The 13830-nt window shown below is 70.6% G+C and carries 11 protein-coding genes; 8 read left to right on the forward strand and 3 right to left on the reverse strand.

What is annotated here, in order from left to right; translation table 11 throughout:
* The first annotated feature begins 63 nt into the window (after positions 1–63).
* Both AC07EQ_RS18285 and AC07EQ_RS18290 read left to right on the forward strand, forming a co-directional pair.
* On the forward strand, positions 64–1155 hold the full coding sequence (locus tag AC07EQ_RS18285) for a lysozyme (RefSeq protein ID WP_478389091.1): 1092 nt from the start codon (positions 64–66) through the stop codon (positions 1153–1155).
* A 426-nt stretch (positions 1156–1581) separates the two neighbouring features.
* Positions 1582–6600 (forward strand): tetratricopeptide repeat protein, encoded by a 5019-nt coding sequence (locus AC07EQ_RS18290; protein ID WP_478389092.1) that lies wholly within the window; start codon positions 1582–1584, stop codon positions 6598–6600.
* A 66-nt stretch (positions 6601–6666) separates the two neighbouring features.
* Here the strand turns inward: AC07EQ_RS18290 and AC07EQ_RS18295 are convergent, their stop codons facing one another.
* The 3 genes from AC07EQ_RS18295 to AC07EQ_RS18305 all read right to left on the reverse strand — a co-directional run bounded on the left by AC07EQ_RS18295 (position 6667) and on the right by AC07EQ_RS18305 (position 8208).
* Entirely contained in the window at positions 6667–6990 is a 324-nt protein-coding gene (locus AC07EQ_RS18295; protein WP_478389093.1) for a hypothetical protein, read from the reverse strand.
* Positions 6974–7207: a DUF397 domain-containing protein gene (locus AC07EQ_RS18300; protein WP_478389094.1), complete on the reverse strand. Its 234-nt coding sequence runs from the start codon at positions 7205–7207 to the stop codon at positions 6974–6976. Before AC07EQ_RS18300 ends, AC07EQ_RS18295 begins: the two co-directional genes overlap by 17 nt.
* Positions 7208–7317: 110 nt before the next feature.
* Entirely contained in the window at positions 7318–8208 is an 891-nt protein-coding gene (locus AC07EQ_RS18305) for a helix-turn-helix domain-containing protein (protein ID WP_478389095.1), read from the reverse strand.
* Between the two features lie 201 nt (positions 8209–8409).
* Between AC07EQ_RS18305 and AC07EQ_RS18310 the strand changes: the two genes are divergently transcribed.
* The 6 genes from AC07EQ_RS18310 to AC07EQ_RS18335 all read left to right on the forward strand — a co-directional run bounded on the left by AC07EQ_RS18310 (position 8410) and on the right by AC07EQ_RS18335 (position 13795).
* A complete protein-coding gene (locus AC07EQ_RS18310) occupies positions 8410–9249 on the forward strand; it encodes an SAM-dependent methyltransferase (RefSeq protein ID WP_478389096.1) in 840 nt (279 codons plus the stop codon).
* Positions 9250–9389: 140 nt separating this feature from the next.
* Positions 9390–10553, forward strand: coding sequence for an acetyl-CoA C-acetyltransferase (locus AC07EQ_RS18315; RefSeq protein WP_478389097.1), 1164 nt, complete (start codon positions 9390–9392; stop codon positions 10551–10553).
* Between the two features lie 45 nt (positions 10554–10598).
* The gene (locus AC07EQ_RS18320) at positions 10599–11060 is read left to right on the forward strand and encodes a MaoC family dehydratase N-terminal domain-containing protein (RefSeq protein WP_478389098.1); all 462 of its coding nucleotides are present in this window, start codon (positions 10599–10601) and stop codon (positions 11058–11060) included.
* 3 nt (positions 11061–11063) lie between these two features.
* On the forward strand, positions 11064–11492 hold the full coding sequence (locus AC07EQ_RS18325) for a MaoC family dehydratase (protein ID WP_478389099.1): 429 nt from the start codon (positions 11064–11066) through the stop codon (positions 11490–11492).
* Between the two features lie 324 nt (positions 11493–11816).
* Entirely contained in the window at positions 11817–12449 is a 633-nt protein-coding gene (locus AC07EQ_RS18330) for a TetR/AcrR family transcriptional regulator (RefSeq protein WP_478389100.1), read from the forward strand.
* A gap of 305 nt (positions 12450–12754) precedes the next feature.
* A complete protein-coding gene (locus AC07EQ_RS18335; RefSeq protein WP_478389101.1) occupies positions 12755–13795 on the forward strand; it encodes an MBL fold metallo-hydrolase in 1041 nt (346 codons plus the stop codon).
* Positions 13796–13830 lie beyond the last annotated feature (35 nt).

Raw genomic sequence — 13830 nt, forward strand, 5'->3', positions numbered from 1 at the left:
CAACCAAGATCCCCCGAAAACAACGATCACGCCTCCACCCCGAACGAGGCGACTGACCGCGGGTTGCGTTCCGCTGCGCTGCGTGCCGACCAGGCCCTGCGCACGGCAGTGGATCGCGTGCGGCCGGCGGCGCACCGCGTCGGCGAGTGGCTCGCTCCGCTGATCCAGCGCGTCCTGCAGTGGCTCGCACCGCTGCTGCAGCGAATTCAGGAAGCACCCGTGGTGCGGCGTCTCCGGGAGAGGGTTGCGCCGCACGTCGACAAGCTCCCCGAGTCGGTGCGGCGGGCGCCGCGGACCCGGTCCATGCAGGTGGGCGCCGCCGTCGCCGCAGTCGGCGTGGTGGGCCTCGTGATCGGCAGCGCGACCTCCGGCCCGACCGAGACCGAGATCCACGAAGCCGCGGTGGAAGCCCCGATCCAGCAGCAGCAGGCCCAGGCCGCTCCCGAGCAGGCCGCCCAGGACCCGGCGCCCCAGGCCGCGCCCGCCCCGCAGGCGCAGCCGGCTCCGGAGGCCCCGCTGGGCCCGCCGGTCGAGGGCATCGACGTGTCCAACCACAACGGCGACATCGACTGGCGCAAGGTCGCGGCCGACGGCAAGAAGTTCACCTTCGTGCTGGCCACCGACGGCACCAGCTTCACCAACCCGCGCTACAGCGAGCAGTACCACGGCGCCAAGGACGCCGGCCTGATCGCGGGCGCCTACCACTTCGCGCGGCCGGGCTCGTCCTCGGCCGAGGTGCAGGCCGAGCGGTTCCTGAACACCGCCGACTACCAGTCCGACGGCAAGACCCTGCCGCCGGTGCTGGACCTGGAAGTGGACCCGAACAGCGGCGGCTGCTACGGCCTGTCCGTGTCCGACATGCACCTGTGGACCAAGACCTTCAACGACAAGGTCAAGGAGCGCACCGGCAAGGAGCCGATCATCTACGCCAACCCGTCGTTCTGGCGGCAGTGCATGGGCGGCACCGACACCTTCGACGGCCACCCGCTGTGGCTGGCCTCCTACGAAGTGGACAGCCCGGCGGTTCCCGGCGGCTTCTCCGACTGGGACTTCTGGCAGTACACCGACAAGGGCAAGGTCGCCGGTATCGGCGGCAGCACGGACCTGAACCAGTACAAGCAGGGCTTCGAGCGGCTCAAGCAGCTGGCCGGCTGACCCCGGCGTTCGCCGGAATTTCGACGGGAGCGGGCCGTCCGCGCAAGCGGGCGGCCCGCTCCTTTTCGTGCGCCGGCACAGCGACGCGGCCACGAGTGAACGGCCTGTTCGCCTCGTCTATTGAGGTGAACAGGCCGTTCGCTCGTCGTTGGTCGTGTGTGCTGGTGTCGGGTTTTTGAGGTGAACGGACCGTTTGTGTCGTCTATCGGGGCGAACGGGCCGTTCACTCCGGCCTGCTGACGAACCCGAGTCCTCTTTGGATCGGAGCTCGGATGTGTGACGTCGTGGGACGCATGACCCCGGCCTCGGGTTGCTGTCGTGATGGGTGATCTTCGTCGTGCCCCGGATGGAGGGGATTCGCCCGAAGCCCGGGTGCCGGACCGATATCCTCGCCGCGATCGATGATCACCTGATCGGAGGCACGGCATGTCACTCTGGGAACAGCGGGTCACCCGGGCTCGGCAGCTGTGGATCAGCGGTGATCACGCCGCCGCCGAGCACGAATTGCGGACCGTCCTCGCCGACGGCGACTTCGACAGCGCCGTGCACGCGGCGTGCCTGCTCGGCGGTCTGCTCGACGAGCGCGACGACGCCGCCGGTGCCCGCGCGATGTACCAGCGGGCGCTGGACTCCGGGCACCCGATCTACGCCCAGACGGCCGCGATCTCGCTGGGCTTGCTGCTCTTCGACGCCGACGACCTGACCGCCGCCCAGGCGGTCCTGCACTTCTCCGCCGACGGCGCCGACCCGGACGCGGCCGGGCGCGCCAACGCCCTGCTGGCGCAAGTGCTGCACATGCTCGGCGACACCGAGGGCGCCCGCGAGGCCCGCGATCGCGCCCTGACCTGCAACGATCCCGCCGTGGTCGAGCTCGCCCAAGAACTGGACCTGCCGGGCCCCGGCGAGCGGTCCGCCGACGAATACCTCCAGGTCGCCTACGAGCAGGCGTGCCTGCTGCTGGACCAGGGCCGGGATCACGACGCCGAGCCGATCCTGCTGCGGCTGCTGGACAGCGGGCACCCGAAGTACGGATCGCTGGGCGCGGCGAAGCTGTACGCGCTGCACGTCGACGACTCCGCGACGGCGCGCCGGATGGCCGAGCGGATGATCGCCTACCGCCATCCCGAGCACCTCGGCTGGGGCTACGTGCTGCTCGGCGGCGTGCTGGAGGACCTGGGCGACCTGCCCGGCGCGGCCGACGCGTTCCGGCAGGCCGCCGACGACCCGCGCCCCGACGTGCGGCTGCACGCGCTGATCCACCTGGGGATGGTGCACCGCGAACTCGGCCGGGCCGACCAGGCCCGCGAGATCTACCAGCGGGTGATCAACACCCGCCACCCGCGCTACTCGACCGAGGCGCTCGGCATGCTCGCCGAGTTGCAGCGCGACGAGGGCGACATCGCCGGAGCCGTCGAGACGTTCGGCAAGGTGGCCGATTCCGGGCATCCGGAGAAGGCACCGCTGGCCGCGTACAACATGGGCGTCCTGCTCTACGAGCACGGTGACCAGGCGGCCGCCGCCGAGGCGTTCCGGAAGGCCGCGGACGCCGCCGACCCGCACGTCGCGCACCAGGCCGAGCTGGCACTGTCCATGATGGACGTGATCGACGCGCAGGAAGCCCCGGAAGGCGGCGACGCCAAGCAACTCGCTCAGCGCGCCCGCGAGGCGGCCGCGGCGGGCGACCTCGCCGCCGCGCGAGCCGCGTACCAGCAGGTCATCGAGATGGGCGTGCGCATCTGGTCGGTGCTGGCGGCCAACTCGCTCGGCCTGGTGGAGGCGACCGCGGGCGAGCCCGATCGGGCACGGCGGGCGCTGCGCTGGGCCGCGACCTCCGACGAGGGATCGCTGGCGCAGGACGGCGCGTTCCGCCACGCGCTGCTCGACGAACCGGCTGCGCAGCCGGTGCTGCAAGCGCTGCTGCAGTTCGAGCACGGCGACGGCAGCATGATCGACGGGCTCATCGCCGGCGAGGAACCGGCGGCCCGCGACCTGGCGGCGGTGATCAAGGCCGAGCACGTGATGACCACCGACGTGCCGGAAGCGGTGGAGATGCTCACCGGGCTGGCCGAATCGCCGAACCGGCTGGTCTGGACGAAGGCCGGTCACCTGCTGGCCCGCTGGCTGTTGCGCGAGCAGCGGCTGGAGGACGGGCTGCGGATGCTGCACCGGGTCGTCGGCGAAGGACATCCCGCGCTGCGGCCGTGGGCGGCGTCCGAGCTCGGTGATCTGCTGCTGGACCAGGGAGATCTCGAAGGCGCCATCGCGGCGTTCGAGACCGCGGCGGCCACCGGGCACCCCATCGTGCTGGGCGAGGTGTTCGGGAAGCTCGCGCTGATGTACCGCACCTGGGACCGGCACGACGAGCTGCTGGACCTCTACCGCCGCACCGCGGCCGGCAGCCACCCCGAGTTCGCTCCGCGGGCGGCGTTCCTGCTCGGCGAGGAACTGGTCGAGGCGGACGACCTGGAGTCGGCGCTGGAGCTGTTCACCAAGGCGGCCGACTCCACCTCCGCCGCCGCGCCGGTCGCGGCCTTCGGCATGCACGCCATCCGGCAGGAACTGGATGCCGCGCGGGCGAGCTTCCTCGCGCTGGCCGACGACGAGAAGCCGCACTACACGGCCACGCAGCTGTGCCTGAACCTGGCGCACCGGTACCAAGGCCGGGGCGTCGCCGAGTTCACCGACTGGGCGTTGCGGCTGGTGGTCGAGGCCGGCCACCCGGAACGGATCCAGCAGGGCTGGCTCTTCCTCGGCGCACTGCGCAACGAGAGCGGCGACATCGACGGCGCGGTCGAGGCGTGGGAGCACGCGGCCCGGAGCACGGACGACGACGAGGCCGCGGTCGCGAAGTGCAGCCTGGCGGATCTGCTGCAGGACCGGGAAGAGCTCGACCGCGCCGATGCGCTGCTGGACGAGGTCGCCGCGGGCGACACCGCCAACACCGTGAACGCCGCCCTGAAGCTGGGCGCCCTCCGCTTCGAGCGGGACGACACCGACGGCGCGATGGAGGCGTTCCGCCGCGCGGAGTCGGTGGGAACCCGCGTCGAGGCCGCCCACGCCACCGCCAGCATCGCTGTTCTGCTTTCCCGGCGCGGAGAAACCGAGCGCGCGCGGGAAACGTTCGAGCGCGTGATCGCCTCGGGCGTGCCGGATGTGCAGGCCCAGGCCGCGCTGGACCTGGGCAACCTGCTCCGGGACAACGGCGACGAGGCGGGCGCGAAGGACGCCTACGAGCGGGCGCTGGAGTTCGGCGATCCCGATGTCACGCCGTACGTGTACCAGCAGATGGGCGTCGAAACCGCCGAGCAGCGGGGATTCCGGCTGATCCAGGACGGCGACGTCGAGGGCGCCCGGGCGGCGATCCGCGAGCACTTCGGCTCGGCGCGCGTCGCCGACTACTGGTGCGCTTCCTGGAGCGACCCGGCGGCCGCGGCGTCGATCCTGTCCGGCGCCTTCGGCGACGACCTGCAGACCTGCTCCGAGCTCGGGCTGGACTTCGGCCGGGCACTGGCGAACAACGACGAACCCGCGGCCCGGGAGTTCTTCCGGATGGTCGCCGACCACGGCCATCCCGCACTGTCCCCGAAGGGCCAGATCGCGCTGGGGGAACTCGCCGAAGGCGAGCGGGAGCACGCGCTGGCGCTGGCCTGGTACCGCCGCGCGAGCTCCGCCGACGAACCGGAGGCCACCGCGAAGGCCGGTGTGCTGCTGGCCCAGCTGCTGACCCGGCTGCACGACCAGGAAGGCGCGAAATCCGCGTGCCGGCACGCGATCGCCGCGGGTTCCGGCATCTGGGCGGTGGACGCGGGCGTGCTGCTCGGCCACCTCCACCTCGCCGCCGGGGAGGTCGCCGAGGCACGCGAGATCTGGGACCGGGCCGAGGAAGCCGCCGAAACCCCCGAGCAGTTCGGGACGGTGCTGCACCACCGCATCGAGCAGGTCGGCGAGATGACCGACGAGGCGTTAGAACTGCTGCGCCGGGCCGCGGAGTCGACCGATCCGAAAACGGCGATCATCGCGATGGGCCTGCTCGGCGAGCGTGCCGAGGACCCGGCCGAGGCCATCCGCTGGTTCGGCGAGGCCGCGGAGCTCGGGGTGCCCGGGCATTCCGACGCCGTGCGCGGGCGGCTCGGCGAACTGCTGCTGTCGCAAGGAGACCGGGACGCGGCGCGAATCCAGTTCGAGCGGGTCAGCCGCAGCGACGAGCCCGACGTCGCGGCGCGCGGCGAGTTCGGGCTGGGCCTGATCCGCTACGAAGCGGACGATCTCGCCGGTGCCGTAGCCGCTTTCGTCAAGACCGCGTCCTGCACCTCCGACGACGACATGGCCGAGGACGCGCTGAACAACGTCCGCGTCGTGCTCGACGGGCAGCGCGCCGCGGGCGATCACCTCGGCGCCGCGAACACCCTGCGCCGGCTCGCCGAAGTGGTGCCCGAATCCCACGTCGCGGAGTGGGCCCACGAGACCGGCGTGGAGTTCCTGGAGGCCGAGGACCACGACGCCGCGCTGATCTACCTGCGGTGCGCGGTGGAGATCGGCGCCCCGGAGCCCGCGCCGGAGGCGGTGCTCGCGCTGGGCGAGGCGCTGCAGCTGCGCGGAGATTCGGCGGGCGCGCGGCAGGCGTACGAGCGGGTGCTCGCCACCGGCGACGAAAACCGGGCCGCGATGGCGAAGTACCGGCTGGTCGAACTGCTGAGGGACGACGACCCGGCCGCCGCCGAGGAACTCATGCGGAGCCAGGACGGCGTCCTGGCTCCGGCGATGAAGGCGATGCTCGGGCTCAAGCGGCGCGAGGAGGGCGACACCGCCGGGGCGATCGAGGCGTTCCGCGAAGCGGCGGGCAGCGCCGACGACCGGTTCTCGCCGATGGCCACCTACGCGCTGGCGCAATCCCTGCGCCAGGACGGCGATCTCGACCAGGCCCGGCAGACCTACCTGCGGCTGATCGAGTCCGCGCCGGAGGACCGCTACGCCAGGGAGGCGCTGCTGGAGCTGGCGTCGATGGCCTTCCACACCGAGGACTACGCGGAGGCCCACGACTGGAGCCTCCGGGCGTGGGAATCCGACGACGCGGAGCTGTCCGCGAAGGCGGCGATGAACCTCGGGGTGATCGCCAAGCGCCGCCGCGACATCGCCGCCGCGGCGCCGTGGTTCCAGGCGCTGATCGATCTGGGGCATCCCACCGCCGCGCTCGCCGCCGCCCACCTCGCGGAAATGCACTACTGGCACGAAGATCACGCCGAGGCGGTCCGGCACTACGAGTACACCTTGGCGAGCACCGAAGACCCGGAACTCATCGCCGAGGCCGCCTTCCGGGTCGGCGAGATCCGCTACCGGCGCGGCGAAGTCCAGCAGGCGCGCGAACTCCTGAACCGGGCGGTGCGCACCGAGGACCCGTCCTTCGCCGACCAAGCCACGAAACTACTGACCGAGCTGGGCGCGTAGCGGACTCGTGAGTGTTTTGGACCGCCATGGCGGTCCAAAACACTCACGAGCGCGGGAAACCGAAGGTCAGGCGTGCACCGTGATGAGGCGTTCCGGGAGCGCGAGGACCTGGTCGAGCACGTCGCACGCCGAACCGGCCGTGCGCCACTGCGCCTCGACCCGGTCGTCGCGGAAGTCGGCCCCGCGGGAAACCCGGGCGGCGCGGACGTCGTCCTCGCCGCGGAGCTCGACCACGTCGACGATGTCGCCGTGCGGGCGCACGTAGATCAACGCCATGAGCTCGCCGTCGGTGTCGCGTACCGGCGGCATCAACCGGAAGCCCCGCGCCACGAGCTTGCGCAAGCGGATGCTGGAAGCGTCCTGGTCCTCAACTTCAACTGACGAGGTCATCGAACTCACCGTCCTTGGCGCCGCGCACGAAAGCGGCGAGCTCTGCTCGGGTGTAGATCAGCGCGGTGCCGTGTGCCTGGCGAGACTGGCGCATCGCGATGGTGCCGTCGTCCAGGGCGGCGACCTCTACGCAGTTGCCCCACTTACCGCTGTGGCGGGACTTCTGCCAGGTCACATCGCCCAGCGCGGAGACCGGGACCTCGAACTGACCGTTCATCAGATCTCCCTCGGCCGACTGCACATGCAATTGCATTCGCCATTGCGCCGGACCGTACCACAGCTCTGCGCACACGCGCGATCACTGTGCGTACTCGAACGATTTCGGAGTCAGAGCACTTCGCGGGCTTTTCGCAGCAACTGGCGGGTTTGCTCCGGAGTGCGGGCGTCCACCATCAGCCGATCGAGTGTCCTGCCGTACCACTCGATCTCCTCCCGCTTGTCCAGGTACAGCGCGCCGCCCAGATGCTCCAGGTAGACCACGTCCGGCAGTTCGGGCTCGTTGAAGCGGAGCATCGTGAACGAGCCCTCCGCCGCGTACCCGCTGAGCGAGAACGGCACCACCTGCAGCGCGATGTTCGGCAGCTTGGTCATCTCCAGCAGGTGGTCGATCTGCGCGCGGAGCACGGCGGCGCCGCCGATCGGCCGGTGCAGCACGGATTCGTCGATGACCGCCCAGAGCCGGGGCGCGTCCGGGCGGGCGAGCAGCCGCTGCCGCTTCATGCGCAGCGAGACCCGGCGCCGGGTCTCGTCATCGGCCAGCTTCGGGTGTCCCGAGCTCGCGATCGCCATCGCGTAGGCCTCGGTCTGCAGCAGACCCGGCACGAACTGCAGCTCGTAGGTCTGGATCCGGGCGGCGACCCCTTCGAGCCCGACGTAGTCCTGGAACCACTGCGGCATGGCCTCCGCGTACCGGTTCCACCAGCCGGGCTGCCTGGATTCGGAGACCAGCCGGAGGAAGTGCTCCCGCTCGGTCGGATCGGTCACGCCGTACATCGTGAGCAGGTCCGCGACGTCGCGTTCCTTGAACCCGACCCGGCCCAGTTCCATCCGGCTGATCTTGGATTCCGAGCCGCGGATGGCGTAGGCGGCCTCGGCGGGCAGGATCTCCGCGGCCTCCCGCAGCCGGCGCAGCTGCGCGCCCAGGATGATGCGCCGGGCGGTCGGGCTGCCGTCCGGCCCGGCCGCGTCGCCGTCGGCGGATCCCGCTTCCCGAGCCATCGCCGCACCTCCTGGTCGAATTTCCGCCCGATTCTCGCACCGCCGCGGTGGATGCACCCGCACCGCTCGATCCACTCGTTCGGGTCAAGATCGACTTGCACGACCTCACATTCCTAGCACGCCGGACGTTTACTCCCTGAAACGAAGCTCGTACGCTGTGCAACCCCGAGGCACCCGACATCACCCGTAAGCGAGGACACCATGGCAGCCGACCTCACCGCGTCCGACGGTGAAGCTACCCCGGTCCACATCGACACCAGCAAGGCCAGCATCGCCCGCGTCTACGACGCTTTCCTCGGTGGGAAGGACAACTACGAGGTGGACCGCGAGGTCTTCCGGCGCGTCCGGGAGGTCACGCCGGAGGCCGCGCAGCTGGCCTGGGACAACCGCCAGTTCCTGATCCGGGTCAGCCGGTTCATCGCCGCGGAAACGGGGATCACGCAGTACCTCGACTGCGGATCGGGCCTGCCCACCGCGGAGAACACCCACCAGGTGGTGCAGCGGATCAAGCCGGAGTCGCGGGTGGTCTACGTGGACAACGACCCCGTGGTCCTCGCCCACGGTCGCGCGTTACTGGAGGAGAACTCGCAGACGCACTTCAGCCCCGCCGACATCTTCGAACCGGCGCGGATCCTGCAGGACGAGATCGTCAACCGGCACCTGGACTTCTCGGAGCCGGTCGCGCTGTTCCAGCTGGGCACGCTGCACCACTACGACGGCGAGCGACCACCGGCCGACATCATGCGTGAGTACATCGACGCGCTGCCGTCGGGGTCCTACGTGGCCATCAGCCACTTCCTCGACCCGGAGACCGAGGAGTACAACGAGCTGGCCCGGCGGATGGAGCAGGCGTTCCTGCACAGCCCGATGGGCACCGGGGTGTTCCGCACCCGCGACGAGATCGAGGCGATGTTCCCGGGCCTGGAGCTCATCGACCCGGGCCTGGTGAAGTGCGCGGACTGGTGGCCGACCGGCCCCCGCCTCAACTCGCTCTACCCGGTGCAGCACTGCATCGCAGGAGCAGTCGCCCGCAAACCCTGACGTCGCAACGCTCTTCGTCTCTACCAAACACTTGCTTGTTCGGCTAGACTCCGGCTGCCGCTGGTGTCCAGCGGATCGAGCCTGCCCGGCCGGTGCCTCGCCCGGATCAGCCGACCGGTGCCTGCGACGGAGGGACGGTCATGGCGGAGGCGTACATCATCGACGCGGCGCGGACCCCGGTGGGCCGGCGCGGCGGTGGGCTCAGCGGCATCCACCCGGCCGACCTGTCCGCGCACGTGCTCCGAAATCTGGTGGCCCGCACCGGGATCGACCCCTCAGCGGTCGACGACGTGGTGTGGGGATGCGTCGACGCGGTCGGCGCGCAGGCGGGCAACATCGGCCGCACCGGGTGGCTGGCGGCCGGGTTCCCGGAGCACGTCCCGGGCGTGACGATCGACCGCCAGTGCGGTTCTTCCCAGCAGGCGGTGCACTTCGCCGCCCAGGCGGTGCTCAGCGGCACGGCCGACCTGGTGATCGCCGGCGGCGTGCAGAACATGAGCGCCATCCCGATCGGCAGCGCGCTGCTGGGCGGTGCGGAGCTCGGATTCCCCGTCGCCTACGGCCCGAACTCCGGTTCCGCGGGTTGGCAGGACCGCTACGGCGACGTGGAGGTGACGCAGTTCCGCGGTGCCGAGCTGATGGCCGAGAAGTGGAACATCTCCCGTTCGGACATGGAGGAGTTCGCGCTGACCAGCCACCGGCGGGCGATCGAGGCGATCGACGCGGGCCGGTTCGACGAGGAACTCGCGCCGATAGCGGGAGTCGAGCGCGATGAAGGTCCGCGCCGCGACACCAGCAAGGAGAAGCTCGAAGGGCTCAAGGTGCTGCGCGAGGGCGGCCGCATCACCGCCGGGTTGGCCAGCCAGATCTCCGATGGGGCCTCGGCGCTGCTGGTCGCCTCCGAGCGGGCCGTCGCCGACCACGGCCTGACGCCGAGGGCGCGCATCCACCACATGAGCGTGCGCGGCGACGATCCGGTCTTCATGCTGTCGGCGCCGATCCTGGCGACCCGGCACGCGCTGGCGAAGGCCGGGCTGAGCGCCTCGGACATCGACGTGGTGGAGATCAACGAGGCCTTCGCCAGCGTGGTGCTGGCCTGGCTGAAGGAGATCGACATCGACCCGGCTCGGGTCAACCCCAACGGCGGCGCGATCGCCCTGGGGCATCCCCTGGGCGCGACCGGGACGAAGCTGATGACGACGATGCTGGCGGAACTGGAGCGCACGGGCGGCCGCTACGGACTGCAGACGATGTGCGAAGGCGGGGGCACGGCGAACGTCACGATCATCGAGCGCCTCGGCTGACGGGCATCGCGGGCGCACGGATTTCGGCGGTGTGGGAGGAGCTTCATGGCCATCAACCGGGAATTCGTCGGGCATACCTTCGGTTCCGGCGAACCGTACGAGGTGACGCGCGGCAAGATCCGCGAGTTCGCCGACGCCATCGGCGATGCCAACCCGGCCTACCGCAGCCCTGATGCCGCCCGCGCGCTCGGGCATCCCGACGTGATCGCGCCGCCGACCTTCGGCATCGTCGCGGCCGGCGCCGCGTCGTCGGACAACCCGATCCGGCGCCCCGAGTTCGGCCTCGACTACCGGATGGTCGTGCACGGCGAGCAGGAGTTCCGCTACCGGCGGCCGATCCGGGCCGGTGACGTGCTCACCGCGACGGGCCGGATCGCGGAGATCCGCGACGCCGGGCGCAACGAGCTGGTGCGCATCGAGACCGACGTCCGCGATGGCGCCGGCGAGCTGGTGTGCACCGCGGTGAACGTCATCGTGTCGCGGGGCACCGCGGCCGGAGAGGAGTGAGGCATGCCGGCGAGCGTGCGCTACGACGACGTCGAGGTCGGCACCGAGATCGGCCCCGAGCGCTATCCGATCCACCGGCTGACGCTGGTGAAGTACTGCGGGGCTTCCGGCGACTTCAACGTGATCCACTGGAACGAGCGGATCGCCAAGCAGGCGGGACTGCCGGACGTGATCGCGCACGGCATGCTCACCATGGCGGAGGCGGCGCGGCTGGTCACGGACTGGGTGGGAGACCCGGGCTCGGTGCTGGAGTACGGCGTCCGCTTCGCGAAGCCGGTCGTGGTCCCGGACGACGACGAAGGAGTCGAGGTCGTGGTCGCGGGCCGGGTGGCGGAGAAGCTCGGTGACAAGCAGGCCGTGATCGAGCTCGCGGCCACCTCCGGGGGAGTCGACGTCCTGGCCAAGGCCAGGGCCGTCGTCCAGCTCGCCTGACCCGGCGCGGTGCCTGTTCCTGTTGCCAGGCAAGAAGAACAGGCGCCTCTGCGGCGTGAAGAAGGCGTAGTGCGTTCGGCCAGGGGAGCGGGCTCGGTGCTGACCGCCGTCCTGCCGAGCCGGAACCCGACCAGCCTCCGCGATCCACCGCCGGAGCTCCACCCAGGAACCCGGAACCTCTCGGCCACCTGTGAAGACGTCCTGCACCGCGACCGGAGGTCGCAATTTCGCGAGACATCGACCCGCACCCGGGTGACCGTCGATTTCTCGCGAAATCGACCACCTCCGGCGGTGTGGTCGGGGGCGTTCTGCGAAGATGGCGTCGTGGCTTCGACCAAGCGCTTGTCCGCCCGCGGCCGCGCGGCGCGGGATTCCGGCGGCTCCGGGCGGCGGGCCGAACTGCTGGTCATCGCCGGCGAGCTGTTCGCCACCCGCGGTTTCCTCGCCACCACCGTGCGGGACATCGCCGACGCCGCCGGGATCCTCTCCGGCAGCCTGTACCACCACTTCGACTCCAAGGAGTCGATGGTCGACGAGATCCTGCGCGAGTTCCTCGACGCCCAGCGCGAGACCAACGAGCAGGTGCTGCGCGAGGCGAGCGACCCGCACGCCGCGATCACCGAGCTCATCCGGCGGTCCTTCGGCGCGATGCGGCAGTACCGGGCGGCGATCGCGATCTTCCAGAACGAGTCGCAGTACCTCGGTGGGTTCGAGCGGTTCGGCTACCTGCAGCAGGCGGCCGAGGACTTCGAGCGGGTCTGGACCCGCGTGCTGCAGGACGGCCGGAGCGCCGGGGTGTTCCGCGCGGACCTCGACCCCAAGGTGACCTACCGCTTCATCCGCGACATGGTGTGGACGGCGGTGCATTGGTACGACCCGAGCGGAACGCTCACCGCGGACGCCATCGCGGATCAGTACGTCAAGATCCTCTGCGACGGCATCGTGTCGCGGGAGTGACGACGGGGTCGCGTTCGTCGTCGTGGTGCAGGGTTTTTGAATGTACAAATTGGACTCATCTTGTGCGGGATGCCCGGATTCGTCCATTGAGGGCGACGTCCCCAATAGACACTGCGGCGCGCCGCGGTTTCGTGCGTGATGGCTCGTGAGCGTTTTGGAGCGCTATAGCAGCCCAAAACGCTCACGAGCCCTGAACGGCCGAACTGTTTCGCCTAGGTTTCGAGGAGCGGGGAAGCTTCTCCGCGCCGCAGAGGCCCGGGTTATCCTCGCGGGAGCAGTGTGCTGCGGACGGCTGGAGGTCAACGGTGAACGACGGTGCGGCAGAAGCACGGCACGCCTGGATCAACTCAGGGGTGTTCGAGGTGGCGCCGGGCGTGCACCGGATTCCGCTGCCGCTGCCCAACGACGGGCTGCGCGCGGTCAACGTCTACGCGATCGAAGACGGCGACGGGCTGGTGCTCATCGACTCCGGCTGGGCCCTGGACGAAGCCCGCGACCAGCTCGAATCCTCGCTCGGCGAGCTCGGCTACGGCTTCGAGGACGTGCAGCGCTTCCTGGTCACCCACGCCCACCGCGACCACTACACGCTCGCCGTCGCGCTGCGCCGCAACTTCGGCTCCCGGATCAGCCTCGGCGCGGGCGAACAGCCCTCCATGGAGGCGCTGCTGGCCAACCGGCAGGAAGCCGAGGCCGAGCGGCTGCGGCGCTGGGGCGCGGACGAGCTGCTCGCCAAGCTCGCCGAGGCGTACGGCGGCAAGGCGCCGAAGTCCCGCAGCAGCTACGAACTCCCGGACGAGTGGCTGGAAGGCAAGGTCGAGATCCCCCTGCAGTCCCGGACCCTGCTCGCCGTGCCGACGCCGGGGCACACCCGGGGCCACGTGGTGTTCCTGGATTCCGAGTCGTCGCTGATGTTCTCCGGCGACCACATCCTGCCGCACATCACGCCGTCCATCGGCGTCGAACCGGCGCGCGCCGACCTCCCGCTGGGCGAGTACCTGGACTCACTGCGCCTGATGCAGTCCTACCCGGACATGCGGCTGCTGCCGGCGCACGGCCCGACGGGCGGGAGCTCGCACACCCGGGCCGCGGAACTGCTGCAGCACCACGAGGAACGGCTGGACCAGACGGCCGAGGCGATCCGCGACGGGGCGGGCACCGCGTACGAGGCCGCGCTGAAGCTGGGCTGGACCCGCCACAACCGCAAGCTGCTCGACCTCGACCTGTTCAACCAGGTGCTGGCCGTCGGCGAGACCAACGCGCACCTGGATGTCCTTGTGGCCCGCGGAATCCTGACCTCGTCCGCGACGGACGGCATCGTCGAGTACGCGGTGCCCGGCCAGGCCTGACGCGACTGCCGGCGCGGGTCTTCCGGAGCGACCCC

It is taken from the genome of Saccharopolyspora sp. NPDC045839, assembly GCF_056431645.1.

Excerpts from the sequence above, each read along its gene's own strand:
- AC07EQ_RS18290 (WP_478389092.1), top strand. The coding sequence starts at position 1,582 with ATGTCACTCTGGGAACAGCGGGTCACCCGGGCTCGGCAGCTGTGGATC.
- AC07EQ_RS18295 (WP_478389093.1), bottom strand. The coding sequence starts at position 6,990 with ATGACCTCGTCAGTTGAAGTTGAGGACCAGGACGCTTCCAGCATCCGC.
- AC07EQ_RS18300 (WP_478389094.1), bottom strand. The coding sequence starts at position 7,207 with ATGAACGGTCAGTTCGAGGTCCCGGTCTCCGCGCTGGGCGATGTGACC.
- AC07EQ_RS18305 (WP_478389095.1), bottom strand. The coding sequence starts at position 8,208 with ATGGCTCGGGAAGCGGGATCCGCCGACGGCGACGCGGCCGGGCCGGAC.
- AC07EQ_RS18310 (WP_478389096.1), top strand. The coding sequence starts at position 8,410 with ATGGCAGCCGACCTCACCGCGTCCGACGGTGAAGCTACCCCGGTCCAC.
- AC07EQ_RS18315 (WP_478389097.1), top strand. The coding sequence starts at position 9,390 with ATGGCGGAGGCGTACATCATCGACGCGGCGCGGACCCCGGTGGGCCGG.
- AC07EQ_RS18320 (WP_478389098.1), top strand. The coding sequence starts at position 10,599 with ATGGCCATCAACCGGGAATTCGTCGGGCATACCTTCGGTTCCGGCGAA.
- AC07EQ_RS18325 (WP_478389099.1), top strand. The coding sequence starts at position 11,064 with ATGCCGGCGAGCGTGCGCTACGACGACGTCGAGGTCGGCACCGAGATC.